Raw genomic sequence first — 26,557 nt, forward strand, 5'->3', positions numbered from 1 at the left:
CGCGCTGCAAGCCCGCGATCTGGCCATTTCCGAAACTCTGTCGCAGATCATGCGTGGCGGAGGGAGTGAGGGCGATGAGCGGCACCAATCTGAGGATCGACGGCCGGCGGCTCTGGGACAGCCTGATGGCCATGGCGCGGCATGGCGCCACGCCCAAGGGCGGCGTGCGGCGGCTGACGCTGACCGAGGTCGACAAGGCCGCCCGCGACGATTTTCGCAGCCAGTGCGAGGCGCTCGGCCTGACAGTGCGGGTGGATGCCATCGGCAATATGTTCGCCCGCCGCGAGGGCCGCGACCCCAGCCGTCCCCCGGTGCTCTTCGGCAGCCACCTCGATAGCCAGCCCTCCGGCGGGAAGTACGACGGCGCGCTCGGCGTGATGGCGGGCCTGGAGGTGATGCGCACGCTGCATGAGCTGAACATCACCTCGGAGGCGCCGCTGGAGCTGGTGAACTGGACCGACGAGGAGGGCAGCCGCTTCGGCCTCTCGCTGATGGGCAGCGGCACCTGGGCGGGCGTCTATCCCCTCTCCCGCAGCTACGCCTTGCCCGACCAGCAGGGCGTCACCGTGGAACAGGCCTTGAAGGAGATCGGCTACCAGGGCGAACACCCCGCCGAACCCTTCCGGGCGGACGCCTATTTCGAGCTGCATATCGAGCAGGGCCCGATCCTGGAGCAGGAGGGGAGGCAGATCGGCATCGTCACTGGCGCCCAGGCGCAGGTCTGGTGGGATGCGCGCATCCTCGGCCAGGACGCCCATGCCGGCACCACGCCCCCTTCCACCCGGCGCGATGCGCTGGTGGCGGCGGCGCAGGTGATCTCCCTGGTGGATGGGCTGATGCGCGACCGCGGCGAGGACGGGCGCGGCACGGTGGGCTTCCTGAAGGTGGCGCCCAACAGCCGCAACGTCATCCCCGGCGAGGTCACCTTCTCCATCGAGTTCCGCCACCCCGACAGCGCGAACATCGCCGCCCTGGCGCGCGATTTTCCGCCCATGGCCGCGGCCGTGGTGAAGGAGACCAGCTGCCGGCTCGAACTCACCCAGGTGCTGCACTACGACGCCCAGCCCTTCGATGCGGACTGCGTCGCCCTGGTCGAACAGGCCGCCGAACGCCTCGGCTACCCGGCCCGCCGCATGGTCTCCGGCGCCGGGCACGACGCCGTCTATGTCGCGCGGCGCATGCCGGCGGCGATGATCTTCACCCCCTGCAAGGACGGCCTCAGTCACAACGAGGCCGAGAGCATCGAGCCGGAGGAAGCCGAGGCCGGCTGCCAGGTGCTGTTCCAGGCGGTGCTGGCCCGCGCCAACCGCGTGCCCGTGTAACGGCGCAGCGGTTCGCGCCGCGACGCGCAACTTTCACGTGATTGGGGCGCTTGGCGCGGGGCATGTCCCAAGCCTCGCCGCACCCTTTCCCGGAGAGACTGCGCATCATGAATCCCACCCTCTGGCCCCGCCCGGCGCAGATCGCCGCTGGGCTTCTCCTGCTCTTCGGCCTGATCGGCTGGATCACCGTCATCAGTGTCAGCAGCGATGCGCGGGAGGCGCGGGAGCTGGCGGCGCGGACCGAGGCGCAGCGCGTGACGCTGGAGCAGAGCCTGGCCGCGGAGCGCGCCGCGAACGGCGCGCTGCCCGCCATCCAGGCCCGCGCCCAGCAGGCCGAGCAGGCCCGCAGCGCCGCCGAGGCCCGCACGCTGCAGCTGACCGGCGAGGCGAGGCAGGCCGAGCAGCGCCTGGCCACCCTGCGGCCGGAGCTGGCCGAGGCCCAGCAGGCCGCCGAGGCCGCCCGCACCGCCCGCGAGGAAACCGCGCAGCTGCAGCAGCGCCTGACCGAGACCCGGGACGCGCTGCGCGAGGCCGAGACGCGGCGCGATGCGCTGCGCGCCGAGCTGGAGCAGGCCGAGACGGCGCAGGCCCGTGCCGCCGAAAGCCGCGACTCCACGGCGGAGGCGCTGCGCAGCCTGCAGGCCCGCCAGGCGGAGCTGAATGCCGGCGTGCAGACCGCCGAGGCGCGCCTTGCCGCGCTCGCGGCCGAGACCGGCCAGGCGCAGGAGATGCTGACCGCGCGCAGCGCGGAGCTGGCCGGCACCGACCAGCGCCTGCGCGGCCTGCGCGACCAGCAGGCGCTGCTGGAGACCGACCTGAACGCCCGCCGCGCCGCCCTGGCCGAGATGCAGGCCCGGCTGGAGCAGGCGACCCAGGGCGCGGAACAGGCCGCCAGCCGCCTCTCCGCCACGCAGTCCGAGACGGCGCAGGCGACGCGCCAGGCGGGCGAGGTGCAGCAGCGCCTGGCCAGCCTGCGCAACGAGGCGACGACGGCGGAGGCCGAGCGCGACCAGCGCCGCCAGGCGGCGCAGCGGGCCGAGGCGGAGGCCACGCGGCTGAACGAGGCGCGCGAGGCGGCCGAGCGCGAGACGCGCCAGGCCGAGGCCCGCCGGGCCGAGGTGACGTCCGAGCTGCGCGCCGCCGAGGAGCGCCTGCAGGGCCTGGCCGGCAATGTGGAGCAGCAGCAGCGCCGCCTGGCGGAGCTGCGCCAGCAGGCGGAGCAGGCCGGCACGGCGCTGGCGGAGCGGCAGCGCGCCGCCGCGGAACTTGCCCGCCAGGTGACGGAGCTCGGCGAGCAGACCCGGCAGGCCCAGGCCACGCTGGATCGCCTGCGCCAGTCGGTCCAGCAGCAGCAGCAGCAGCAGGGCCAGCCGCGGAACTGAGCGAAGACGGCCGCCGCGCTCAGCCGAGCGCGGCGGCCACCGCATAGGCGGCGAGCGCCGCCAGAAGGCCGAGCGCCAGCGCCCGCAGCGCGCCGCCCATCGGGTTCAGCCCCTGGGCCCGTGCCTTGAGCCAGCCCAGGCCCAGCAGGGCCGCGCCGGCCAGGCCGCAGGACCAGGCGAGCGGGCTGGCCGCGCCCAGCATATAGGGCAGCAGGGGCAACAGACCCGCCAGCGCGGTGCCCAAGGCCATGGCCGTGGCCGCGCGCCGCGCGCGGCGGGGATCGGGCTCCGACAGGTCCAGCTCGAACCGCATCATGAAATCCACCCAGCGGCGCCGATCGCCCGCAATCGCCTCCACCGCCTGGCGCAGCAGGTCCCCGCGCACGCCGTAGCGGTGCAGGATGGCCGCCACCTCCCAGCGCTCGCGTTCCGGATAAAGGTGGCTTTCCTCCTCCTCCCGCGCACGCTCGGCCTGGTATTGCGCCGCCGCATCGCGGGCCGCCATGGCCTGGCCAAGGCCGCTGACCACCGCGCCGGCCCCGGCCACGGCCAGCCCCGCCAGCACGATCTGCGCCGGCGTGCCGGAAAGGCCGGCCAGCGCCGTCGCCACCGCGAAGGGCAGCACCACCCCCTGCGCCGCGCCTGCCAGCACATCCCGCATCGGCGCCGCGGCGCTGAAATGCAGTTCCTCATGCGGCGGGCCGGGGGGCATGGGCGGCAGGCCGTCGCGGGTCGGCTCGCGCAGCGTGATCTCGGCGGTGGATGCGCTGGACATGGGGGAAGCTTACAGTCCCGAACCGTGCCAAGTCACGTCCCGAAGACGCAGCGGATGCGACGCAAGGCATTGTGAATAAAGGAGAATATGGGAATGAGACGCATCCTCATCACGGCCGCGCTGCTGCTCGGCGCGCAGCCGGCGCCGGCCCAGCCGCTGGAGATCCGGGAGATCGGCAGCCTGCATGTCGGCGGCCGGGTGGCGGAGCTCTCGGGCCTGCCGGAGCAGGAGATCGTCTTCTCCCCCGGCGCGCCGCCGCTGCGGGTGAACCCCAATGGGCATTTCCAGGTCGAGCAGATGTATGCGCAATACGTCCGCCTCGCAGCGCCGCGCGCCCGATGGCCGCTGATCCTGGCGCATGGCGGCGGGCTTTCGGGCGTGACCTATGAGACGACGCCGGATGGCCGGCCGGGCTGGCAGATGGCCTTCCTGCGCGCCGGCCATGATGTCTATGTGACGGATGCGATGGAGCGCGGCCGTTCCGGCTGGGCCCGATTCCCGCAGATCCTGGCCGGCGAGCCGGTCTTCCGCAGCATGGGCGAGGGCTGGGGACTGTTCCGCGTCGGCCCGGCCGATGGCTGGAGCCTGGAGGCCAGCCAGCGCCGCGCCTTCCCGGAGACGCGCTTTCCCGTTGCCGCCTGGAACCATTTCATGATGCAGGCCGTGCCGCGCTGGGTGACCACGGACCGGCAGGTGCAGGCCGCCTATGACGCGCTGGTCCAGCGCATCTGCCCCTGCGTCATGCTGGTGCATAGCCAGGGCGGCAATTTCGGCTTCACCGCGGCGCTGAACGCGCCGGGGCTGGTCAAGGCGGTGATCGCCGTCGAACCCTCCGGCGCACCGCCCGCCACCGCCGATGCCGCGCCATTGCGGGAGGTGCCGCACCTGGTCGTCTGGGGAGACCATATGGCGGACAATCCCTTCTGGCAGCGCATCCGCGGCAATATCGGGCGCTGGCAGGACCAGATCCGCGCCGCCGGCGGGGTGGCGGATACGCTGGACATGCCGGCGGAGGGGGTGCGCGGCAATTCCCACATGATCATGATGGACGACAATTCGGACGATGTGGCGGCGCGCATCCAGGCCTGGATGGAACGCCAGGGCCTGATGCGCTGACCTGGGCCTGCCGGCTCAGTCGTGGCCGGCCGCGACCGCGCGGTTGCGGGCGACTTCCGCCGGCAGGTTCAGCCGCACCCGGCCCTCCGCCACCGCCGCCACCAGGCTCAGCGGCAGGAAATGGTGGTGCTGCCGGGTGCCGTCCGGATCGTCCTTGCGGGTCAGCTTGATGCGATCGCCATCCAGGTGATCCACCGTGCCGACATGGCCGCCATCGGCGCCGACCACTTCCATATGTTCCTCGATCTGGCTGCTGAATTCGCTCATCTGTGGGTTTCCTTCCTGTGCTCGGGAAGGGGCTAACGGCCGAGGCGGCGGGCGGATGCCTGGCGGGGGCGACCGTTCCGCCGCCGGCCCGGGCGGGGCACGCGGGGCGGACCGGCGGAGGCTTCGGGTTGTCGCCGCCGCAAGCCCTGTCTATAGCGCCTCAGCCGGAGGACGATCTTGGCCACCACCGAACCCGATACCCAACCCCGCACGGAGCCCACCGCCGCCCAGGCGGCCCAGGCGCTGCTGCTCGCCCGCCCCGCCAGCGAGGAGCGCCGGATGGCCGATGCCATCCGCGCACTCGCCATCGATGCGGTGGAACAGGCCAAATCCGGCCATCCCGGCATGCCGATGGGCATGGCGGATGTCGCGACCGTGCTGTTCGCGCGTTTCCTGAAATACGATGCGGCGGATCCCCGCTGGCCGGACCGGGACCGCTTCGTGCTCTCCGCCGGCCACGGCTCCATGCTGCTCTATGCCCTGCTGCACCTGACGGGGCAGGAGGGGATGTCCATCGAGGACATCAAGAATTTCCGGCAGTTGCACTCCCCCGCCGCCGGGCATCCGGAGTATGGCGAGCATCCCGGCATCGAGATGACCACCGGCCCGCTCGGCCAGGGCATCGCGACCGCCGTCGGCATGGCGCTGGCGGAGCGGCTGCTGGCGGCGCGCTTCGGCAAGTCGCTGGTCGACCACCGCACCTGGGTCATCGCCTCCGACGGCGACCTGATGGAGGGCATCAGCCACGAGGCGGCCTCCTTCGCCGGGCATATGAAGCTCGAGCGGCTTTGCGTGCTCTATGACGACAACAACATCTCGATCGATGGCGATACCTCGATCTCGCTGTCGGACGATGCGCTGCGCCGCTTCCAGTCCTATGGCTGGGCGACGCGCCGGGTCGATGGCCATGACCATGACCAGGTCGCCGCCGCCATGTCCTGGGCGATGCGCAACCGCAAGCCGACGCTGATCGCCTGCCGCACCATCATCGGCTTCACCGCGCCGAACAAGGCCGGCACCGCCTCCAGCCACGGCGCCCCGCTGGGCAAGGCGGAGGCGGATGCCGCCAAGGCCGCGATGGGCTGGAACCACGGCCCCTTCGAGGTGCCGGAAGGCCTGAAGGCGCGCTGGGAGGAAGCCGGCCGCCGCGGCGCCGGCACCCGGCGTTCCTGGCTGAAGCGCCTGGCCAACCACGCCCAGAAGGACGAGTTCGAGCGCGCCATGGCCGGCCGCCTGCCCGAGGCCTGGCACGAGAAGCTGGCCGAGCTGCGCACCAAACATGCCGAGGACCGGCCGAAGATCGCGACCCGCATCGCCTCCCAGCGCGCGCTGGAGGCCCTGGTGCCGGCGGTGCCGGAGATGGTGGGCGGCTCCGCCGACCTCACCGGCTCCAACAATACCAATGTGAAGGGCATCCCCTCCGTCTCGCCCGGCAATTATGCCGGCCGCTACATCCATTACGGCGTGCGCGAGCATGGCATGGCCGCCGCGATGAACGGCATGGCGCTGCATGGCGGCCTCATTCCCTATTCCGGCACCTTCCTCGTCTTTGCCGATTATCTGCGGCCTTCGCTGCGGCTGGCGGCGCTGATGCGGCTGCGCGTCATCCATGTGCTGACGCATGACAGCATCGGCCTGGGCGAGGATGGGCCGACGCACCAGCCGGTGGAGACGCTGGCCTCGCTCCGCGCCATGCCCAACCTGGCGGTCTTCCGCCCTGCGGATGCGATGGAGACCGCGGAATGCTGGGAGCTGGCGGTGAAACGCGCGGATGGGCCTTCCGTCCTTGCGCTGTCGCGCCAGAACCTGCCGGCGCTGCGCGCCGAGCCGGGCGAGAACCGCTCCGCCCGCGGCGGCTATGTGCTGGCCGAAAGCTCCGGCCCGCGCCGCGCCACGCTGATCGCCACCGGCTCCGAGGTGCATGTCGCCATCGCCGCCCGCGCGCTGCTGGAGGCCGATGGGATCCCGACCGCGGTGGTGTCCCTGCCCTCCTGGGAGCTCTTCGCGCTGCAGGACGAGGGCTACCGGAACCAGGTGCTCGGCGATGTGTTGCGCGTGGGCATCGAGGCGGCGCTGTCCTTCGGCTGGGACCGCTGGCTTGGGCCGGACGGCATCTTCATCGGCATGCAGGGCTTCGGCGCCAGCGCGCCGGCCGAGGAGCTGTTCCGACACTTCGGCATCACGGCGGAGGCCGCCGCGGCGGCGGTGAAGAAGCGCCTCGGCTGAACTGAGATCGCTCACAAAAGGGGAAAGACGACGATGACGGTGAAGGTTGCCATCAACGGCTTCGGGCGCATCGGCCGCCTGGTGCTGCGCGCCATGATCGAGAGCAACCGCACCGATGTGGAATGCGTGGCGATCAACGACCTCGGCAGCGTCGAGGCCAATGCGCACCTCTTCCGCTATGACAGCGTGCATGGCCGCTTCCCCGGCGAGGTCGCGGTGGACGGCAACAAGCTGATCATCACGGCGAATGGCCGCACCTATGCGCCGATCGTGGTCAGCGCCGAGCGCGACCCGACCAAGGTGCCCTTCCAGGGCGTTGACGTCGCCATGGAATGCACCGGCATTTTCACCAGCAAGGAGAAGGCCTCCGCGCTGATCACCGCCGGCGCGCGCAAGGTCATCATCTCCGCCCCCGGCGACAATGCCGATGCGACCATCGTCTATGGCGTGAACGAGAAGACGCTGACCAAGGAGATGACCGTCATCTCCAATGCCAGCTGCACCACCAACTGCCTGGCGCCGATCGCCAAGGTGCTGCACGACAATTTCGGCATCGTGCGCGGCTACATGGTGACCATCCACGCCTATACCGGCGACCAGAACACGGTCGATACGCTGCACAAGGACCTGCACCGCGCGCGTGCGGCCGCCGTTTCCGCCATCCCGACCAGCACGGGTGCGGCCAAGGCCGTGGGCCTCGTCATGCCGGAGCTGAAGGGCAAGCTGGACGGCACCGCCATCCGCATCCCGACGCCGAATGTCTCCCTCGTCAGCCTCGACTTCGTGCCCGCGAAGACCGAGGGCCTGACCAAGGAGGCGATCAACGCCGTGATGAAGGCGGCCTCCGAGTCCGGCCCGCTGAAGGGCATCCTGGGCTACAACACGGCGCCGCTGGTCAGCATCGACTTCAACCACGACCCGCACAGCAGCACCTTCGACGCCACCCAGACCCAGGTGGTCGATGGCGGGCTGGTCCGCGTGATGTCCTGGTACGACAATGAGTGGGGCTTCTCGAACCGCATGTCCGACACGGCCGCGCTCTTCGGCAGCCTCTGACGCAACTTCTCCCTCCCCCGCAAGGCGGGGGGTCGGGGCATTGCCCCGACGCCGGAGGCTGGCCGGGGTGGGGGGCGGCGCCCCCCCTTCAGAACCGGTTCAGCCTGGCGCGGGACATCCCCATCCCCCGCCCCTCCGCATTGCTGCACCGCAGCCCGGCCTGGCCGGAGGTGCACACCACCCCCGCGCCGCTCCATCGCGCGCCATAGCCCAGCACCGGCAGGCGCGGATTGACCACCAGGTCCCCGGCGCAGAGCACGGCGGAAGGCCCCCGCGCCGCCAGCGCATAGGCATGCCCCCAGTCGCTGTCGCACTCCTCCGGCGCCTGTGGGCGGGCGAAGCTGAAGTTCACGATCTCGCAGCGCAGCGCCCGATCCATGACCTCGCAGCGGATATTGCCGGAGGGCAACTGGAAGCCTTCCTGGGCCGATGCTAGGACCGGAAGGAATGCGAAAGCAGCGATCCATCGGATCATGCGACACCCCGTAGCATTTCTCTCCGCAGGATGATCGCCCCCATGAGCTTCAAAACCATTGATGCGCTGGACCCCGCCGGCAAGCGCGTGCTGCTGCGCGCCGACCTCAACGTGCCGGTGCGCGACGGCGTCATCACCGACCGCACGCGCATCGACCGCCTGGCGCCGACCATCCGCGAACTGGCCGAGAAGGGCGCGCGCGTCATCGTCTGCAGCCATTTCGACCGGCCCAAGGGCAAGCGGGTGCCGGAGATGTCGCTGAAGCCGATGGCGGAGGCGCTCTCCGTCGCGCTCGACCGGCGCGTCGCCTGGGCCGAGGACTGCATCGGGCCGGAAGCGGAGGCTGCCGCGGCGGCGCTGGCCGATGGGGAGGTGCTGCTGCTCGAAAACACCCGCTTCCATGCGGGCGAGGAGAAGAACGACCCGGCGCTCGCGGCCGCGCTCGCCAAGCTCGCCGATGTCTATGTCAACGACGCCTTCTCCGCCGCGCATCGCGCGCATGCGAGCACGGAGGGCGTGGCCCATCTGCTGCCTGCCTATGCCGGCCGGCTGATGGAGGCGGAGCTGAAGGCGCTGGATGCGGCGCTCGGCAATCCGGCGCGGCCCGTGGTCGCCATCGTCGGCGGCGCCAAGATCTCCACCAAGCTGGAGTTGCTGGGCAACCTGACCCGGAAGGTCAATGTGCTGGTGATCGGCGGCGCCATGGCGAATACCTTCCTCGCCGCCCAGGGCCACGCCATGGGCCGGTCGCTGCAGGAAGTCGAGATGCATGACACGGCGCGCAGCATCATGGCCGAGGCCAAGGCCGCGAATTGCGAGATCATCCTGCCGGTGGACCTGGTGGTGGCCGGCGAATTTGCCGCCAATGCGGCCAGCCGGACGGTCGCCGTGGACCGGGTGCCGGAGGATATGATGGCCCTCGATGTCGGACCCGACACGGTGGAGCTGGTGGAGAAGCGGCTGCGCCAGGCCTCCACCCTGGTCTGGAACGGCCCCTTCGGCGCCTTCGAGATCCCGCCCTTCGACACGGCGACGGTGGCGGTCGCGCAGTCGGTGGCGGGCCTCACCGCCTCCTCGGGGCTGAAGTCCATCGCGGGCGGCGGTGATACCGTCTCCGCCCTGCGCCATGCGGGGGTGCTGGACCGCCTGACCTATGTCTCCTCCGCCGGCGGCGCCTTCCTGGAATGGCTGGAGGGCAAGACCCTGCCGGGTGTGGCGGTACTGGAGGCCAGGTAGCCTTTACGAATTCTCAACCTGAGGCGCGTTTGCCACTAGAGGTTGCTGGATCGTTAACGGCGCATGCCGGCACCCTGCCGGCATGCGCCCCACCAAGCCGTCCCCGCGGATTTCCGCCTATCGGTTCACGGATCATTCAGACCTCCGCTTCATGGTCGTGCGCATGATCGCCATGAACTCCCTCTCCGCCTTCACGACGGAAGTCTCCCGGACGCAGGGCGCCGCGAAAACCCGCGGCACCGGCGCCATGCCGCAACCCCTGCAGCCGGTGCCGGCGCCGCAGCAGCGCACGCTGGATGCGATGCCGGCGGCCCCGGGCGGACCCCTGCCGCGCGGATCGCTGCTCGACCTGCGGGTCTGATTCCCCCTCACCGCCCCGCGGCCGAAATGGCCAGGGCGTGATGCGGAATGCCTTGCGAAGCGGGGGCTTCGGCGCCACCCTTTGGGCATGTCCACGGCCATGGCCCAATTCGTCCGGCGAATCCCTGAAGGGGAGGACCGGGAGCGGCTGACCTGCAACGATTGCGGTTTTGTCGCCTATGAGAACCCGAAGATCGTCGTCGGGTCGGTCGTGGCGGTGCAGGGCCGCATTCTGCTCTGCCGCCGCGCCATCGAGCCGCGCCGCGGCTTCTGGACCATCCCCGCCGGCTATATGGAACTCGGTGAGACGGTGGAGGAAGGCGCGCTGCGGGAAGCGCGGGAGGAAGCCTGTGCCGATCTGCGGCTGGACGGCGTCCTGGCCATCTATTCCATCGCCCGCATCGGCCAGGTGCAGATCCTGTTCCGCGCCAGCCTCGCCACACCGCATTTCGCCCCCGGGCCGGAGAGCCTGGAGGTCCGGCTTTTCGACTGGGCGGAGATCCCCTGGGACGAGCTGGCCTTTCCCTCCGTCCATTGGGTCTTGCAGCACTGGCGGGAGGCGGGTGAGGGTCCGCTCGGCGTGCCGCGCGGCAATCCGCCGGCCGATCTGCGCGGCACGACCCCCCTGCCCCCCAGCGCGGCGGAGGCCGCGGCATGAGGCGGCGCGGCATGATCCTCGCCGGCCTGGCCCTGCTGGCCCCCGGCGCGGCCCTGGCGCAACGTCGCCGCCCGCTGGACACGCTGCCCCTGCCCGAGCCGCCGCCGGCCGCGCCGCCGCTCGGCGGCCTGATGCGCCCGCCGATCGTGGTGGGCGACCTGGCGCCGATGCCGAACCGGGACATCCAGGCGCCGCCCGATATCTTCGCCCGCCCCGTCGGCCCGGTGCTGGAGCCCGCCATCATCGAGGAGCGCGAGCAGCGCCGCGGCTTCACCTTCGGCCGGGAACATCTGACAGGCCGCCAGGACCAGCTGTTCAAGGACCTGGCGCCGGGGGCGCGGCTGCGCATCCCCCTCGAATAGGCCTCAGCGCATCGGGATCGGGTACATCAGCCCGCCCCGGCTCCAGAGCGCATTCAGCCCGCGCTCCAGCTTCAGGGCTGAGCCTTCGCCCAGGCTGCGCTCATAGACCTCGGCGTAGTTGCCGACCTGGCTGAGCACGCGGAAGGCCCAGTCATCCGGCAGGCCCAGTGGCGCGCCGAGGCCGGGCTCCGCGCCCAGGATGCGGCGGACCAGCGGCGAGGGATCGGCCCGGCGGGCGGCCGCCGTGCCGGTGCCGATGTCGCGCGCCTCCCCTTCCAGCATCACATTCACCACCCAGAAGACCAGGCTGCGCCAGTGCGGATCGCCGTCGCGCACCAGCGGGCCCAGCGGCTCCCGGCTGATGATCTCGGGCAGCAGGGCATGCGCCGTGGGCTCCGCCGTGCCGGTCTGCCGCAGGGCGATGAGGGTGGAGAGGTCGGCGCTGGCCACCTCGCAGCGCCCGGCGGCATAGGCCTCCCGCATCTCGGCGAAGCTCGGCGTGTCCACCGCGGCGAAGGCGATGCCGAGGCGCCGCGCCGCATCCGCCAGCGCCTGGTCGTTGGAGGTGCCCGGGGCCACGCAGATGCGACGCCCGTCCAGCGCCTTCGCCTCCCTCACCCCGGCGGCCAGCGGCACCAGGAAGCCCTGGCCATCGAAGAAGTTCACCCCCGCGGGGGAAAGGCCGAGCCCGGCATCCCGGCTCATCGTCTGCGTCAGATTGGCGGAGGCGACATCGGCCCGCCCCTCCCGTACCGCGGCCAGGGCCTGCGGCGGGGTCATCGGCAGGAAGCGCACCCGGGCGGCATCGCCCAGCGCGGCGGCCGCGATGGCCCGGCAGGTATCCGCCGCCAGGCCGCGCACCACGCCTTGCGCATCCGCCTGGGCGAAGCCGGCCAGGCCGGTATTGGTGGCGCAGAGCAGCTCGCCCCGGGCGCGCACCTGCTCCAGCGTGGCCTGCGCGGCGGCCATGCCGGGCAAGGCCAGGGAAAGGGCGGCGGCAAGGCCGAGGATCAGTTTCAGGCGCATGGGCGCGGTCCTCAGCGCAGCGGCAGGGGGAACATCAGCCCCCCGCGCCGCCAATTGTCGTTGGGGCCGCGGTCCAGCCCGAAGCGGCTGCCGGCGCCGAGATGGCGGTCGAAGACCTCGGCATAGGAGCCGACCTGGGCCAGCAGGCGCTGCGACCAGTCCGAATCCAGCCCGATCGCGGCGCCGAGCCCCTCCTCCACCCCGATCAGCCGGCGCAGCGCCGGGTCGTTGGATTGCAGCATGGCCAGCAGATTGGTGCTGGTGACGCCGAATTCGTCGGCCTCCAGCATCGCCTGCACCACCCAGAAGACCACCTGGCGCAGCGCCTCCTCCTCCTCCCGCACCAGCAGGCCGAGCGGTTCGCGGCTCAGCACCTCCCGCAGCAGGACGAAGGCATCGGGGTTGGCGAGTTCGGTGACGCGGCGAATGGCGAGCTGGGAGGCATCGGTGGAGGCGGCCTCGCACCGCCCGGCGGCCAGCGCCTGCAGCAGCGCGGTCCCGCCGCCGGCCTCGATGACCGTCACCGTGATGCCGAGGCGCGCGGCCTCGCTCTCCACCACCTCCCGCCCCGTGGAGCCGGCGATGCCGGTGACGCAGATGCGCTTGCCGTCCAGGTGGCGAAGGCTGGCGATGCCGGCCTCCTGCGGCACCAGCAGGCCCTGGCCGTCGAAGAAGGTGATGCCGGCGAAGGCGACGGGCCGCCCGGCCTCCCGCGAGTAGGTGAAGGTGGTGTTGCGCGCCAGCAGGTCGATGCGGCGCTCCCCCAGCGCCGCCAGGCCCTCATCCGGCGTCTCGATCGGCACGAAGCGGACTTTTGTCGCATCCCCCAGCGCCGCGGCGGCGACGGCGCGGCAGAAATCGGCATCGAAGCCCTGCATGGCGCCCGTGGCATCGGGGGCGGAGAAGCCGGGCAGCGCGCCATTGACGCCGCAGACCAGCGTGCCGCGCGCCTTCAGCGTGGCCAGGGCATTCGGCGGGGCGGCCGGCTGCGCCAGGGCGGGAGCCGCGAGGCAGAGGAAGGCGGCCGCCAGGAGCTTGCGCATGATCATCGCCCTAGCAGCCGGAAGCCGCGACGCGGCAGGTGGCGCCGGGGACGGCCCGGCAGGCCTCCATCGCCTGTGCCTCCGCCTCCTGCACCGTCGCGCCGAGGCCGGGGAAGTTGCGCGCCAGCACCATGGTGCTGAGGTCGCCCGTCATGACCACGGCATTCGGGTGCCGCGTCACCGCCTGCACCAGCGCGCCGCAGCGATTGACGATCTCGCCCAGGAACTTGCAGGGGCTGCGCCCGGCCATGCCCTGGCAGGCCCGCACCGCGGCGGTGTTCACCGCCAGCCGGTCGCTGGCGCCATTGCTGAAGCCGAAGGCGGCCAGCGGCACATCGGTCGCGTAGACGGCGCCGAAGCGGCTATTGGCCGGCGGTGCGCCGCTGCCGGTGCTGGCCAGCTGCACGCCGACGCCGGTGGTCACCCTTGCGGAGGCGGCGGTGCCGACCGGCTGGAAGCAGGGCCCGGCCGCCAGCCCGCCCCCCAGCGCGCCGCAGACGGACAGGCTGGGCTGCGCGAAACGCTGCGGCGGCAGGGCCAGGCGATAGAGCGCGCCCTCCCGGCAGCGCGCATCCCAATAGGCGGTGCGATCCGCATCGAAGCCCGCGAAATAGGTGGCGATGATCGCCTGGCAGCCGGCCCCCCGGCCCGTGATCGCGCGGAAGACCTCCGCCCGGCGGGGCGGCTCCTCCAGGGCGGAGAGCTGATCGTGTAGCGGATTGCCCGTCTGCGCCTGGGCCGCGAGGGGCAGGAGCAGCAGCAGGGCCAGGCTGAGAAGGCTTCGGCGCATCGGGTGATCGTCTCCACGCCCGCGCATCAGCGATTGCGCGTCGCAGTCGAAACTATCCGATCCCGATCCTATCGCCAGCGTGATTCATTTGACAATAAGTTGAACACAACCCGCCCTGTATCGCGGCATGGGATCTTGACGGGCCGCGTGGCGTTTCATCGCGCGATACGTCGTCGCCTTTCAGCCTAACCCGACCAACCCTCGGGCAAAATCCCGCGCCGTGAAGGGCCGCAGATCCGCCGCCTTCTCGCCGACGCCGACGAAATGCACCGGCAGGCCGATCTCCTGGGCCAGCGCCACCACCACGCCGCCCTTCGCGCTGCCATCCAGCTTGGTCACGGCAAGGCCGCTCACGGCCACCATGTCCTTGAAGGTCTTCACCTGCTGCAGCGCGTTCTGGCCGGTGGTCGCATCCAGCGTCAGCAGCACGGAATGCGGCGCGGTGGGGTCCAGCTTGCGGATCACGCGGATGATCTTGGCCAGCTCCTCCATCAGCGCGGACTTGTTGTGCAGGCGCCCGGCGGTGTCGATCAGCAGCAGGTCCATGCCTTCCGCGCGCGCCCGGGCCAGGGCGTCATGCGCGAGCCCCGCCGCATCGGCGCCCATCTTCGCGGGTGCGACCACGGCACAGCCGGTGCGATCCCCCCAGATCTGCAACTGCTCCACCGCCGCGGCCCGGAAGGTGTCGCCGGCGGCGAACATCACCTTGAGGCCCTGGGCGCGGTACTGCTGGCCGAGCTTGGCGATGGTGGTGGTCTTGCCGGTGCCGTTCACGCCGACGACCAGCACCACATGCGGCGCATGGTCGCGGCGGATCTCGAGCGGCCGGGCGACGGGGGCGAGGATCTCGGCGATGGCATCCGCCAGTGCGCCCTTCACCTCCTCGTCCGAGACCTCCTTGCCGAAGCGGGTCTTCCGGAAGCCCGTGACGATGCGGCGGGATGCGGCGACGCCGAGATCGGCGGCGATCAGCGTATCCTCCAACTCCTCCAGCGCCGCATCGTCCAGCTTGCGCTTGCGGAAGACGGTGGTCAGCGCATCGGTGAGGCGGGCGGTGGAGCGGGACAGGCCGGTCTTGAGGCGGGCGAACCAGCCGCCGCCGCTGGCCGGTTCAGCCTCGGGTTCGGCTTCAGCCTCGGGCGCGGGCTCGGGTTCTGGCGCGGCGGTGGCTTCCGGCTCGCTGCTGGCCAGGGCCTCGGCGAGGGCGGCCTGCGGATCGGCGGGCGGGAGGGCCTCCGGCGGCGGCTCCGGCAGGGCGGGCTCGGGCTCCGGCGCCGGCGTCGGCGCGGGCGGCGCGGTGAAGGGCGGCGGCACGGCCGGCCTGGGGGGCAGCGGTGCCACCGGCGGCAGCATCGGCGCGGGCGGCGTCTCCGGCCCCGGGGGCGCGGGCGTGGCGGGCTGCGCCGGGGGCGGGGTGACGGCCTCGCGGCCGCGCAGCCGGTCCCAGAATCCCTTGAGTGCCATGGCTCAGGCTGCCTCCGCGATCAGGCCCTGGTCGTCGGCGGCGAGCACGCGCATCGGGCGCAGGCTGCCGGCGGCGGGCGCTGGGCCCGCCGCGATCCGGACCGGGGCGAATTGTTCGGTATGGCCGCGGCCACCCTGTTCCAGCAGCACCTGCTCCACCCGGCCGAGCCGGCTGGCAAACAGCGCGCGGCGCGCCGCGGCGCCAGCCTCCCGCAGCCGCGCCGCCCGCTCCCGCCGCAACGGCACGGGCAGTTGCGGCATGCGTGCGGCGGGCGTGTTGGGGCGGGCGGAGAAGGGGAAGACGTGCAGGAAGCTGAGCCCGGCCTCTCCCACCAGGTCCAGCAATTCCGAAAAATGGGCCTCGGTCTCGGTGGGGAAGCCGGCGATGAGGTCGGCGCCCAGCGCCACCTCCGGCCGCAGCGCGCGGGCGCGGCGGGCCAGCGCCAGGGCCCCCGCCCGGCTGTGGCGGCGCTTCATGCGCTTCAGGATCAGGTCCGCGCCATGCTGCAGGGACAGGTGCAGATGCGGCATGAAGCGCGGCTCCTCCGCCAGCAGCCGCCAGAGGTCCGCATCCATCCCGGCGGGGTCGAGCGAGGACAGGCGCAGCCGCGGCAGGTCCGGCACCAGCGCCAGCAGCCGCCGCACCATCTGGCCGAGGCGCGGCTGGCCGGGCAGGTCCGGGCCGTAGCTGGCGATATCGACCCCCGTGAGCACCACCTCCCGATAGCCCTGCGCCACCAGGCCGCGCACCTGCTCCACCACCAGGCCGATAGGGACGGAGCGGGAGGGGCCGCGGCCCTGGGGGATGACGCAGAAGGTGCAGCGATGGTCGCAGCCCTGCTGCACCTGGACCAGGGCGCGGGCGCGGCCGGCGAATTCCGTCACCGGCAGCGGCGCCGCGGCCTCGGCCCGCATGATGTCGGAGACCGGGGCGGCGGGCGCGGAAAGATCCCAGGATTCGGGGCGCAGCTTGTCGGCATTGCCGATGATGCGCGCGACGCCCGGCAGCGCCGCCCATGCCGCGGGCGCGATCTGCGCGGCGCAGCCGGTGACCAGGATGCGCGCCTCGGGGTTTTCGCGGGCGGCGCGGCGGATGGCCTGGCGGGCCTGCGCCTCGGCCTCCGCCGTCACGGCGCAGGTATTGACGATCAGCGTCTCGGCGCCGTGGCCGGCCTGCGTGGCCAGGACCCGCATCGCCTCGGTCTCATAGGCATTCAGGCGGCAGCCGAAATTCAGCGTCCGCAGGCTCATCCGGCATAGGCCGAGAGGTCCAGCGTGCCCGTGAAGGCGGTGGCGACGGGACCGGTCATCAGCACATGCCCATCCTCCCGCCACTCCATCTGCAGGTCGCCGCCCGGCATGGTGATGGTGGCGCGCCGGCCGGTGAGGCCCCGGCGATGCGCATTGACCATGGCGGCGCAGGCGCCGGAGCCGCAGGCGAGCGTGATGCCGGCGCCACGCTCCCAGATCACCAGCCGCATATGCTCGGGCGAGAGGATTTGGGCGAAGCCGATATTGGCGCGGTCGGGGAAGATGGGGTCGTGTTCCAGGCCCGGGCCGATCTCGGCCACCGGAACCCGATCCAGGTCGCGGACGAAGAAGGTGGCGTGCGGATTGCCCATGGAGCAGGCAGCGGGGTCCGCCACCGCACCGCGGGCCAGCGGCAGGTGCAGCGTATCCGCCTCGAAGGCCAGCGGCACCTCCTGCCAGCCGAGCCGCGCCGGGCCCATATCGGCGCGCCAGAGACCGCCGGGCAGGCGCTCCACCGGCAGGTCGCCGGCGATGGTGCGGACCACCACGCGATCGCTTGCCGCCTCATCCGCCACCAGCGAGGCGACGCAGCGCGTGGCATTGCCGCAGGCGCCGGCCTCGGAGCCATCCGGGTTGCGGATGCGCATGAAGACATCGGCGCCGTCGGTGCCGGGCTCCATGACGATGAACTGGTCGCAGCCGATGCCGAAGTGGCGGTCGGCGATGGCGGCGGCGGCGGCCGGCGTGATCGCCAGCGGGCGGGCACGCGCATCCAGCACGACGAAGTCGTTGCCCAGCCCGTGCATCTTGCGGAATTGCGTGGTCACCCCGCGGATATAGAGCGCCCGGCTGCCGCATGAAACCCGCGCCGGAGGCCGGGCCCCTGCGGATCGTCATCCCAGGCCCGTCGCGGCGCCGCGAAGGCGATGCAGGGCACGCATATAGGCGAGGACGACCAGGACGAAGGACAGCAGCCAGGCGGCCAGGGCATGCGCGAAGGGCACAACAAAACCCTCGCCCAGGGCGGCGCCGAGGGCATAGGCGGAGGGCAGCGCGGCCAGGATGCCGATGCAGGCCAGCGCCTCGCAGAGGCGGCGGCCGCGCGCGGCGGCGGCCTCTTCTCCGATGCGGGCGACGTCGCGCGACCAGCGGCGGCCATCCCGCCGGCCCAGCGCCACGGCCCAGGCCACGGCCACCCCCCATCCGGCCAATTGGCTGGCGACCCCCGCGAAAACGAGGGACCAGCCGGCCTCCCCCCGCGCCGCGCCGAGGGCGAAGACCAGCTTGAACAGCTGCACGACGACGAAATAGCTCAGCAGTCGCGCGATGCCGCCGGCCACGGCCTTCCAGGACAGCATGCTGCGACGCCGCTCCACCCGTTCGATCGGCGCCGATGATGTTGGCCGGGCGCGGTCGCCCGAAGATATAGAGGCTGCGCCGCCTGCCCGGAACCCGCGGCCGACGGTCACGCCGCGCACATCCAGCTGTCATCGCCCTGTCGCCGCCCGCGCCTAGCTTGCGCCGCGCCGAAGGAGCCATTGCCCGTGACCCTCAGCCGCCGCGCCCTGCTGGCCGCACCGCTCGCCACCCCTGCCCTGCTGCCGCGCGTGGCCGGCGCCCAGGCCGATACCCGGCCCGTGCTGCGCATCGCCGTGCAGGCCCTGCCGCCGACGCTGGAGCCACTGGAGGCGATTTCGAACGTTGGGCTGCGCATCACCACCAATGTCTTTGACACCCTCTGGCGCCGCGACTTTGCGGCCGAGGCCGCGCAGGGCGGGCAGCATCTCACGCCCTTCCTCGCCACCAGCCTGGAACAGCGGGACCCGCTGAGCTGGGTGGCGACGCTGCGCGAAGGCGTGCGGCTGCAGGACGGGGGTGAGCTGACCTCCGCCGACGTGCTCTCCACCTTCTCCGCCGAGCGCATGTGGGGCGACCCCGTCCAGACCTTCGAGGGCCGCGTGAACTTCGGCCATCTGGCGGGGGTGGAGGCCGAGGGGGCGTGGCGCGTGGTGTTCCGCACCCGCACGCCGGACCCCGTCATGCCGCAGCGGCTGGCGGCCTATGGCGGCTGGATCCACTCGGCCAAGGCCTATGCCGAGACCGGCCGGGACGGGCTGCGGGCAAGGCCGATCGGCAGCGGGCCCTATCGCGTGGCGAGTTTCCAGCGGGACCAGCGCGCCGTGCTGGAGAGCCATGACGACTATTGGCAGGGCCGGCCGCCGGCGAAGCAGCTGGTGTTCAGCGTGGTGCCCGAGGCTTCCTCCCGCCTCGCCGGACTCCAGGCCGGGGACTACGACCTGGTGACCAATCTGCTGCCGGAGCAGATCGAGGGGCTGGCGCGGCATCCGACGCTGGAAGGCGTCGATGTGGCGCTCGATTTCGCGCACATCCTCTACTACGACACCAGCCGCCCGGCGCTGCGCGACGTGCGGGTGCGGCGCGCCCTGAACCATGCGGTGGACACGGAACTCTTGGGGCGCAGCCTATGGGGCGCCGCCTTCCAGCCGATGACCGCGCTGCAGATTCCGGCCTTCGGCGAGTTGTACGACGCCAACCGCCGCGGCTTTGCCTATGACCCGGATCTCTCGCGCCGCCTGCTGCGGGAGGCCGACTACCGGGGCGAGGAAATCGTCATCCGCATCGCCCCCGGCTACTACCTGCAGATGCTGCAGGCGGTGCAGATCGTGCAGCAGATGTGGCAGGCGGTCGGCCTGAAGACGCGGCTGGAGACGCGCGAAAATCTCTCGCTGATCACCCAGCCCGGCGCCGATATCCGCCCCACCTCCATCGCCTTCCGCTTCCCGGACCCGCTGGGCGGCGGCCTCGCCGTGCATCTGGCGGAGGATTATTCGCTGCAGAAGAACGGCTTCTGGCAGCCGGTGCGGTTCAACGAGCTGGTCCGCGCCCTGCGCCTGGCCACCGAGCCGGCCGAGCGGAAGCGCCTGTGGCTGGCGCTGCTCGATGAATTCGAGGCGGAGGCGCCCGCGCTGATCCTCTACCCGGTGCGCGAATACTACGCCAAGCGGCGCGCCATCCAGTGGCAGCATCCGCCGCTGTATTACATGGATTTCCGCGCCTCCCAGCTGCGCTTTACCTGAAGGGCCGCCCGTCATGAGCAAGATCGTCTTCCTGTCCGACCTGCATCTCTCGCCCACGCACGGCTTCTTCTGGGACAATTTCCGGATCGCCTGCGTGGCCGCCAATGCCGCGGGGGCGGCGGGCGTGATCGTCAATGGCGACCTCTGCATCAATGGCCCGGACAGCGACGCCGAGATGGATTTCGCCGCCCGCGCGCTGTCGCGCCTGCGCGGCCAGGTGCTGGCCCTGCCGGGCAACCACGATGTGGGCGACGAACCGCCCGGCCAGGATCCGAACCAGCTGATCGACGCCCCCCGCCTCGCCCGCTGGAACGAGGCCTTCGGCAGCGACCGCTTCACCCTGGATATCGGCGCCTGGCGGCTTCTCGGCGTGAACGCGCAGCTTTTCGGCTCCGGCCTGCGGGAGGAAACCGAGCAGACCGCCTGGCTCGCCCAGCAACTGGCCGGCGCCGAGGGGCGGCCGGTGGCGCTGGTGCTGCACAAGCCGCTCTTCGTCGAAAGCGCGGATGAGGCGGAGGCGACCGCCTCCTCCCTCAACCCCGCGCCCCGCGCCGCGCTGCTGCCGATGCTGCGGGAAGGCGGCGTGCGCATGGTCATCAGCGGCCATCTGCACAGCAGCCGCGACCGCGTGGTGGAGGGCATCCGCCACCTCTGGCTGCCGGCGCTGGCCTTCCTGGGCTCGGCCAGCCATGGCGGCACGCCCGCCGTGGGCGCCGTGACCGTGGATTTTAGCGGCCCCGAGGCCCTGGTCGCCGAGCTGCTCCTGCCGGGCGCCGTGCCGCATGACCTGGCGGCGCTGAAGGGCCATGGCCGCTACAAGTTCCTGCGCGACATGCCGCCCTGCCCGCCGGAGGCGGAGCGATCCGTGCTCGGCGACGCCGCCGCCTAGAACCGCATTTTCGCGCAGAATTATGTCTCAGTAGAGAGAAAATCTTTCTGAGGCCTGCCTATTGCCTTTCCGTGGAAAAATCCTCTTCTCTCGGCTGGAAATCAGCCGGCCGCAGGGGATCCCCGACCATGACCAAGGTGCATGTCATCCACGAGAACGACGCCTGGGTGGAACCGCTGCGCAGCGCCTTCGCCAGCCTCGGCACGCCCTTCGAGGAATGGTTCCTGGACCGCGGCGTGCTGGACCTGAACCGGCCGCCGCCGCCCGGCGTCTTCTACAACCGGATGAGCGCTTCCTCCCACACCCGCGGGCATATCTACGCCCCCGAATACGCCGGCGCCGTGATCGAACAGCTGGAACGGCACAACCGCCCCCTGGTGAACGGCCGCCGCGCGCTGCAACTCGAACTCTCCAAGGTCGCGCAATACCAGGCGCTCGCCATCCACGGCATCCCGGTGCCCGCCACCCTCGCGGTCATCGGCCGCGAAAACATCCCGGAAGCCGCCGCGAAACTCGGCTACCCGCTGATCCTCAAGCACAACCGCGCGGGCAAGGGCCTGGGCGTCCGCCTGGTGCGCAGCGAGGCCGGCCTGCGCGAAGCCCTCGCGCTGCTCGACGTCACCGCGGACCCCGAAGCCCATCCCCGCGACGGCATCTGGCTGGTCCAACGCTACATCGAAGCCGCCAAGCCCTTCATCAGCCGCGCCGAATTCGTCGGCGGCCGCTTCCTGTATGCCGTGCAGGTCGATACCTCCGAAGGCTTCGAACTCTGCCCGGCGGATGCCTGCAACATCGGCGAAGGCGCCGCCTGCCCGGCCGTGGCGCCCACGCACAAATTCAACATCCTGGACAACTTCCAGCACCCCCTGATCCACCGCATGGAAGCCTTCCTGCTGGCCAACCACATCGGCGTCGGCGCCATCGAATTCATCACCGACACCCAAGGCCAAACCTTCGCCTACGACGTGAACACCAACACCAACTACAACGCCGACGCCGAATCCCGCGCCGGCCGCACCGGCCCCCAAACCGGCATGGGCGCCATCGCCGCGCACCTGACCGCGCTGCTGCGACGGGAGGCCCTGGCGGCGGCGGCGTGAGGGACGGCGCTGCGTGATTGCAGGGAGGGCTCTGCCCTCCCTGCACCCTCCCGCCAGGAGGCAGTGGCCTCCTGGACCTCAGGACCTTGAACAGAAATGGAGAGGGGCCGGTAGGACCGCCGAACATGCGGTACCTCCGGCCCCTCTCCATTTCTGTTCATGAATCAATGGGTTCCAAGGGGCCACTGCCCCTTGGCAGGGGGTGCAGGGGGACAGCGTCCCCCTGCATGCCACCCGCGCCACCCTCTCGCTTGCGCACCGGCCTTCGCGCCGCTACAAGCCGCGCTCCGCGAGTCATGGCCTCTGGTTGGGCATGCCTGGCCGCGGATACGTGTCCTTGCCGCATGGTGCGGTCTGGTTCTCTGAGAGGGGGGCTGGGGTGAGTGGGACCGGCCAGACCGAGTGGAGGTCCAAATGCCCAAGATGAAGACCAAGTCCAGTGTGAAGAAGCGCTTCACGCTGACCGCGTCCGGCCGGGTGAAGGCGGGTGTGGGCAACAAGCGCCACATGCTGACGGCGAAGACGAACAAGATGAAGCGGCAGAACCGCGGCACTTTCCTGCTGCCGAAGCAGGACAGTGACACGGTGAAGCAGTGGATGCCTTACGGTTCGAGCCGGTAAGGGGGGATCTGAGCCATGGCACGTGTGAAGCGCGGCGTAACCAAGCACGCCCGTCACAAGAAGGTCCTCAAGCTCGCCAAGGGCTATGTCGGCCGGTCTTCCACCGCCTATCGTCCTGCCTTGGAGCGGGTCGAGAAGGCGCTGCAGTATGCCTATCGCGACCGTCGCAACAAGAAGCGTGATTTCCGGGGTCTCTGGATCCAGCGCATCAATGCCGCGGTGCGTGAGCACGGCATCACCTATTCCCGCTTCATGGCGGGCATCAAGGCGGCGAATATCGAGATCGACCGCAAGATGCTGGCGGCGCTGGCCTATGATGATGCGGCGGGTTTTGCGGCCATCGTCGAGAAGGCGAAGGGCGCCCTCCCCGCGCAGGCCTGAACCGTTCGGTTCGGACTGAAGACCAAACAGGAGGGCCGTCCCGCAGGGGGCGGCCTTTTCCGTATCCGGATGCTGGCATGATGACGGATGACCTTGCGGTGTTGCGTGCGGACGCGGAGGCGGCGCTGGCCGGCGCCGCGGATCTGCGGGCGTTGGATGCGGTACGCGTGGCGGTGCTGGGCAAGTCCGGCAGTCTGAGCGGGCTGCTCAAGGGGCTCGGCGCGGTGCCGGCGGAGCAGCGGAAGGAGCGTGGGGCTGCGCTCAATCGCCTGAAGGGCGAGGTCGAGGCGCTGCTGGAGGCCCGGAAGACGGCGCTGGAGGCGGCGGCGCTGGAAGCGCGGCTGAAGGCGGAGCGGCTGGATGTTTCGCTGCCGCCGCGGCCTTTCGCGCCGGGCACGGCGGCGGAGGGCGGGATTCACCCGATCAGCCGGACCATCGAGGAGCTGACCGCGATCTTCGGCAGCATGGGGTTCCGGGTGGTCGAGGGGCCGGATATCGAGGGCGACTGGTACAATTTCGGCGCGCTGAACATCCCGGACCATCATCCGGCGCGGCAGGACCACGATACCTTCTACATGCCGGGCACGGATGCGGGCGGGCAGCGGCTGGTGCTGCGCACGCAGACCTCGCCCTTGCAGATCCGCACCATGCTGGGCGGACAGCCGCCCATCCGCATCATCGCGCCGGGCCGCACCTATCGCGCCGACCATGATGCGACGCATAGCCCGATGTTCCATCAGGTGGAGGGGCTGGTGATCGATCGCGGCATCACGCTCGGACATCTCAAGGGCTGCCTGACGGACTTTTTGCGCGCCTTCTTCGGCATCTCTGACCTGCCGGTGCGGTTTCGCAGCAGCTACTTCCCCTTCACCGAGCCCTCGATGGAAGTGGACATCGGCTGGAACCGGAAGACCGGCGAGCTGGGTGGCGGCGGTGACTGGCTGGAGATTCTGGGCAGCGGCATGGTGCATCCCAAGGTGCTGGCGAATTGCGGACTGGACCCGCGGGAGTGGCAGGGTTTTGCCTTCGGCATGGGGATCGAGCGCATCACCATGCTGAAGCACGGCATGCCCGACCTGCGCCCCTTCTACGAAAGCGACCTGCGCTGGCTGCGCCACTGGGCCGCCGATCCGCTGGCGCCGGCCAGCCTGCATGAGGGGATCTGAGCGATGAAGTTCCCCCTGAGCTGGCTGCGCGAGCATCTGGAGACGGATGCGACGCTGGAGACGATTTCCACGACGCTGTCGGCCATCGGCATCGAGGTCGAGGGCATCGAGGACAAGGCCGCGGAGCTCGGCAGTTTCCGGATCGCGCGCGTGATCGAGGCGGTGCAGCACCCGAATGCCGATCGGCTGCGGCAGTTGCGCGTGGATGTGGGCGATGGGCGCGAGCTGTCCGTGGTCTGCGGCGCGCCGAATGCGCGGACGGGCATGAAGGGCGTGCTGGCGGTGCCGGGCGACTTCATCCCGGGCACGGGCATCACGCTGAAGCTGGGCGAGATCCGCGGCGTGAAGTCCGAGGCGATGATGCTCTCCTCGCGGGAGATGGGCCTCGGAGACGATCATTCGGGCATCGTGGACCTGCCGGACGATGCGCCGGTCGGCGAGAGCTACGTGAAGTGGGCCGGCCTCGATGATCCGGTGATCGAGATCAAGGTGACGCCGAACCGTGGCGATGCCTTGTCGGTGCACGGCATTGCGCGGGACCTGGCGGCGGCCGGGCTCGGCACGCTGAAGCCCTGGGAGGTGGCGCCAGTCGCCGCCAGCTACCCCACGCCGCTGCATTGGAAAGTTACCGATCCGCGCGCCTGCACCTGGGTGCTGGGGCGCGCCGTGCGGGGCGTGAAGAATGGGCCCTCGCCGCAGTGGCTGCAGGATCGGCTGGTGGCGATCGGGCTGCGGCCGATCAGCGCGCTGGTCGATATCACCAACTACTTCACCTTCGCCGTAGGTCGCCCGCTGCATGTCTTCGATGTGTCCAAGGTGGCGGGCACCGAGCTGACCATGCGCATGGCGCGGCCGGGCGAGGAGTTGCTGGCGCTGAACGGCAAGACCTATGCGCTGACGGAGGAGGACGGCGTGATCGCCGATGCGAATGGCGCCGAGGCGCTGGGCGGCATCATCGGCGGCGAGCATTCCGGCTGCGACGAGGCCACCACCGAATGCTTCATCGAATGCGCGCTCTTCGACCCGGTGCGCATCGCGCTGTCCGGCCGCCGGCATGACGTGCGGACCGATGCGCGGTCGCGCTTCGAGCGCGGCATCGACCCGGCGCTGCTGCCCAAGGCGCTGGAAGCCGCGACGCGGATGATCCTCGACCTCTGCGGCGGCGAAGCTTCCGAGATTTCGGAAGCCGGTGCGGAGCCCGCCTGGCAGCGGGAGGCCACGCTGCGCTTCGCGCGGGTGCGCGACCTTGGCGGGCTGGAGCTGGAGGAGGCGGAGATCGTCGGCCGGCTGGAGCGGCTCGGCTTCGGCGTGACGCAGCGCGATGCGGAGCGCGTGACGGTCGCCGTGCCGTCCTGGCGCAATGACATCGCCGGCGCCGGTGCCCTGGCGCAGGACCCGTCCCTGCCCGCGGATCGCGCGCGCATCGCCGCCGAGGGCTGCGCCGAGATCGAGCCGGAATGCGACCTGGTGGAGGAGGTGCTGCGCCTCGGCGGGCTGGATGCGGTGCCGGCGGTCTCGCTGCCCGTGACCTCCGCGGTGCCGCGCCCGGCGCTGTCGCCGAAGCAGGTGCGAGCCGCGCTGGCGCGGCGGGTGCTGGCGGCGCGCGGCATGCAGGATTGCGTGACCTACGGCTTCCTGGATCGCGCCACAGCGGCGCTGTTTGGCGAGACGCCGGACAGCTTGCACCTGGAGAACCCCATCGCCAGCGACCTGGACCAGATGCGGCCGACCCCGATCGCCTCCCTGGCCATGGCCGCGGCGCGCAACGCCGCCCGCGGCTTCGCGGATGTGGCCCTGGGCGAGATCGGTGGCGCCTATCGGGATCCGGCGGCGGGAGTCAGCCAGCTCGCCGTCGCGGCGGGCGTGCGGGCCGGGCAGACGGCGGCCAATTGGGCAGCGCCGGCGCGGCCGGTGGATGCGCTGGATGCGAAGGGCGACGCGCTGGCGGTGCTGGGCGCGCTCGGCGTCCCGATGGCGGCGGTGATGCTGACCACGGATGCGCCGGGCTTCTACCACCCCGGCCGCTCTGGCGTGCTGCGCCAGGGGCCGAAGACCGTGCTGGCCACTTTTGGCGAGTTGCACCCGCAGGTGGTCAAGGCGCTGGGCCTCGCGGGTCCTGTCGTGGCCTTCGAGGTCTTCCTGGATGCGATCGCGGAGCCGAAGCGCCGGAAGAAGGGCATGCCCGACCTGCCCGCCTTCCAGCCGCTGAAGCGGGACTTTGCCTTCGTGGTGGATGCGTCGGTGCCGGCGGAGCAGCTGCTGCGCGCCGCCCGCAATGCCGACAAGACGCTGGTGAGCGATGTCACCCTCTTCGACCGCTATGCCGGCGAGCGGATGGCTGAAGGCAAGATCAGCCTGGCCATCCAGGCCACGCTGCAGCCGCGCGAGCGCACCCTGACCGATGCGGAGATCGAGGCCGTGACGGCCAGGATCGTCGCCGCGGTGGCAAAGGCGACCGGCGCGGTGCTACGAGGATAGTCGACAGGAGGCTTG

At 71.2% G+C, this 26,557-nt stretch carries 26 protein-coding genes; 16 read left to right on the plus strand and 10 right to left on the minus strand.

Features of this window, described 5'->3' with window-relative positions; genetic code table 11:
* Positions 1–74 precede the first annotated feature (74 nt).
* Both ACTIF1_RS07870 and ACTIF1_RS07875 read left to right on the plus strand, forming a co-directional pair.
* Entirely contained in the window at positions 75–1,322 is a 1,248-nt protein-coding gene (locus tag ACTIF1_RS07870) for a Zn-dependent hydrolase (protein WP_439595836.1), read from the plus strand.
* A gap of 107 nt (positions 1,323–1,429) precedes the next feature.
* A complete protein-coding gene (locus ACTIF1_RS07875; RefSeq protein ID WP_439595837.1) occupies positions 1,430–2,704 on the plus strand; it encodes a hypothetical protein in 1,275 nt (424 codons plus the stop codon).
* 19 nt (positions 2,705–2,723) lie between these two features.
* Here the strand turns inward: ACTIF1_RS07875 and ACTIF1_RS07880 are convergent, their stop codons facing one another.
* Positions 2,724–3,479 (minus strand): VIT1/CCC1 transporter family protein, encoded by a 756-nt coding sequence (locus ACTIF1_RS07880; RefSeq protein ID WP_439595838.1) that lies wholly within the window; start codon positions 3,477–3,479, stop codon positions 2,724–2,726.
* 93 nt (positions 3,480–3,572) lie between these two features.
* Between ACTIF1_RS07880 and ACTIF1_RS07885 the strand changes: the two genes are divergently transcribed.
* Positions 3,573–4,595: an esterase gene (locus ACTIF1_RS07885; protein ID WP_439595839.1), complete on the plus strand. Its 1,023-nt coding sequence runs from the start codon at positions 3,573–3,575 to the stop codon at positions 4,593–4,595.
* 15 nt (positions 4,596–4,610) lie between these two features.
* On the opposite strand, the gene ACTIF1_RS07890 is transcribed toward ACTIF1_RS07885, so the two are convergent.
* Complete coding sequence (locus ACTIF1_RS07890) at positions 4,611–4,862, minus strand: DUF2171 domain-containing protein (protein ID WP_439595840.1); 252 nt, start codon at positions 4,860–4,862, stop codon at positions 4,611–4,613.
* A 177-nt stretch (positions 4,863–5,039) separates the two neighbouring features.
* Between ACTIF1_RS07890 and tkt the strand changes: the two genes are divergently transcribed.
* Together tkt and gap are read left to right on the plus strand one after the other, a co-directional pair.
* Positions 5,040–7,088 (plus strand): transketolase, encoded by a 2,049-nt coding sequence (gene tkt / locus ACTIF1_RS07895; RefSeq protein WP_439595841.1) that lies wholly within the window; start codon positions 5,040–5,042, stop codon positions 7,086–7,088.
* Between the two features lie 33 nt (positions 7,089–7,121).
* Positions 7,122–8,144 (plus strand): type I glyceraldehyde-3-phosphate dehydrogenase, encoded by a 1,023-nt coding sequence (gene gap / locus ACTIF1_RS07900; RefSeq protein WP_439595842.1) that lies wholly within the window; start codon positions 7,122–7,124, stop codon positions 8,142–8,144.
* Positions 8,145–8,232: 88 nt separating this feature from the next.
* Here gap and ACTIF1_RS07905 read toward each other — a convergent pair whose 3' ends face one another.
* Positions 8,233–8,553, minus strand: a complete 321-nt coding sequence (locus ACTIF1_RS07905) for a DUF6636 domain-containing protein (protein WP_439595843.1) — start codon at positions 8,551–8,553, stop codon at positions 8,233–8,235.
* Between the two features lie 108 nt (positions 8,554–8,661).
* Here ACTIF1_RS07905 and ACTIF1_RS07910 point away from each other — a divergent pair, with 108 nt between their 5' ends.
* The 4 genes from ACTIF1_RS07910 (at position 8,662) to ACTIF1_RS07925 (ending at position 11,235) form a co-directional block, all read left to right on the plus strand.
* Positions 8,662–9,855 carry a phosphoglycerate kinase gene (locus ACTIF1_RS07910; RefSeq protein ID WP_439595844.1) on the plus strand — a complete coding sequence of 398 codons (1,194 nt, stop codon included), beginning with the start codon at positions 8,662–8,664 and terminating at the stop codon, positions 9,853–9,855.
* Between the two features lie 151 nt (positions 9,856–10,006).
* Positions 10,007–10,216, plus strand: a complete 210-nt coding sequence (locus ACTIF1_RS07915) for a hypothetical protein (protein ID WP_439595845.1) — start codon at positions 10,007–10,009, stop codon at positions 10,214–10,216.
* Positions 10,217–10,303: 87 nt separating this feature from the next.
* Positions 10,304–10,873 (plus strand): NUDIX domain-containing protein, encoded by a 570-nt coding sequence (locus ACTIF1_RS07920; RefSeq protein WP_439595846.1) that lies wholly within the window; start codon positions 10,304–10,306, stop codon positions 10,871–10,873.
* Positions 10,874–10,884: 11 nt separating this feature from the next.
* On the plus strand, positions 10,885–11,235 hold the full coding sequence (locus ACTIF1_RS07925; RefSeq protein WP_439595847.1) for a hypothetical protein: 351 nt from the start codon (positions 10,885–10,887) through the stop codon (positions 11,233–11,235).
* A 3-nt stretch (positions 11,236–11,238) separates the two neighbouring features.
* Here ACTIF1_RS07925 and ACTIF1_RS07930 read toward each other — a convergent pair whose 3' ends face one another.
* From ACTIF1_RS07930 to ACTIF1_RS07960, 7 genes are all read right to left on the minus strand, one after another.
* Positions 11,239–12,261: a transporter substrate-binding domain-containing protein gene (locus tag ACTIF1_RS07930; protein WP_439595848.1), complete on the minus strand. Its 1,023-nt coding sequence runs from the start codon at positions 12,259–12,261 to the stop codon at positions 11,239–11,241.
* A gap of 11 nt (positions 12,262–12,272) precedes the next feature.
* A complete protein-coding gene (locus tag ACTIF1_RS07935) occupies positions 12,273–13,304 on the minus strand; it encodes a transporter substrate-binding domain-containing protein (protein ID WP_439595849.1) in 1,032 nt (343 codons plus the stop codon).
* Positions 13,305–13,314: 10 nt separating this feature from the next.
* The gene (locus tag ACTIF1_RS07940; protein ID WP_439595850.1) at positions 13,315–14,094 is read right to left on the minus strand and encodes a DUF4189 domain-containing protein; all 780 of its coding nucleotides are present in this window, start codon (positions 14,092–14,094) and stop codon (positions 13,315–13,317) included.
* Between the two features lie 180 nt (positions 14,095–14,274).
* Complete coding sequence (gene ftsY, locus ACTIF1_RS07945; protein WP_439595893.1) at positions 14,275–15,162, minus strand: signal recognition particle-docking protein FtsY; 888 nt, start codon at positions 15,160–15,162, stop codon at positions 14,275–14,277.
* 399 nt (positions 15,163–15,561) lie between these two features.
* Complete coding sequence (gene mtaB, locus ACTIF1_RS07950) at positions 15,562–16,809, minus strand: tRNA (N(6)-L-threonylcarbamoyladenosine(37)-C(2))-methylthiotransferase MtaB (RefSeq protein WP_439595851.1); 1,248 nt, start codon at positions 16,807–16,809, stop codon at positions 15,562–15,564.
* A complete protein-coding gene (gene dapF, locus ACTIF1_RS07955) occupies positions 16,806–17,636 on the minus strand; it encodes a diaminopimelate epimerase (protein WP_439595852.1) in 831 nt (276 codons plus the stop codon). The genes mtaB and dapF overlap by 4 nt, the downstream gene beginning before the upstream one ends.
* Positions 17,637–17,702: 66 nt before the next feature.
* Complete coding sequence (locus tag ACTIF1_RS07960) at positions 17,703–18,167, minus strand: hypothetical protein (protein ID WP_439595853.1); 465 nt, start codon at positions 18,165–18,167, stop codon at positions 17,703–17,705.
* A gap of 186 nt (positions 18,168–18,353) precedes the next feature.
* Between ACTIF1_RS07960 and ACTIF1_RS07965 the strand changes: the two genes are divergently transcribed.
* The 7 genes from ACTIF1_RS07965 (at position 18,354) to pheT (ending at position 26,542) form a co-directional block, all read left to right on the plus strand.
* Positions 18,354–19,907 carry an ABC transporter substrate-binding protein gene (locus ACTIF1_RS07965; protein WP_439595854.1) on the plus strand — a complete coding sequence of 518 codons (1,554 nt, stop codon included), beginning with the start codon at positions 18,354–18,356 and terminating at the stop codon, positions 19,905–19,907.
* A gap of 13 nt (positions 19,908–19,920) precedes the next feature.
* The gene (locus tag ACTIF1_RS07970) at positions 19,921–20,796 is read left to right on the plus strand and encodes a metallophosphoesterase family protein (RefSeq protein ID WP_439595855.1); all 876 of its coding nucleotides are present in this window, start codon (positions 19,921–19,923) and stop codon (positions 20,794–20,796) included.
* 128 nt (positions 20,797–20,924) lie between these two features.
* Positions 20,925–21,896 (plus strand): ATP-grasp domain-containing protein, encoded by a 972-nt coding sequence (locus tag ACTIF1_RS07975; RefSeq protein WP_439595856.1) that lies wholly within the window; start codon positions 20,925–20,927, stop codon positions 21,894–21,896.
* A 414-nt stretch (positions 21,897–22,310) separates the two neighbouring features.
* Positions 22,311–22,517: a 50S ribosomal protein L35 gene (gene rpmI / locus ACTIF1_RS07980; RefSeq protein ID WP_168054448.1), complete on the plus strand. Its 207-nt coding sequence runs from the start codon at positions 22,311–22,313 to the stop codon at positions 22,515–22,517.
* A 15-nt stretch (positions 22,518–22,532) separates the two neighbouring features.
* A complete protein-coding gene (rplT, locus tag ACTIF1_RS07985) occupies positions 22,533–22,898 on the plus strand; it encodes a 50S ribosomal protein L20 (RefSeq protein ID WP_439595857.1) in 366 nt (121 codons plus the stop codon).
* An 80-nt stretch (positions 22,899–22,978) separates the two neighbouring features.
* Positions 22,979–24,064 (plus strand): phenylalanine--tRNA ligase subunit alpha, encoded by a 1,086-nt coding sequence (pheS, locus tag ACTIF1_RS07990; protein ID WP_439595858.1) that lies wholly within the window; start codon positions 22,979–22,981, stop codon positions 24,062–24,064.
* A 3-nt stretch (positions 24,065–24,067) separates the two neighbouring features.
* Positions 24,068–26,542 (plus strand): phenylalanine--tRNA ligase subunit beta, encoded by a 2,475-nt coding sequence (gene pheT, locus ACTIF1_RS07995; RefSeq protein WP_439595859.1) that lies wholly within the window; start codon positions 24,068–24,070, stop codon positions 26,540–26,542.
* Positions 26,543–26,557 lie beyond the last annotated feature (15 nt).

It is taken from the genome of Falsiroseomonas sp., assembly GCF_051860665.1.
Lineage (GTDB): Bacteria > Pseudomonadota > Alphaproteobacteria > Acetobacterales > Acetobacteraceae > Falsiroseomonas.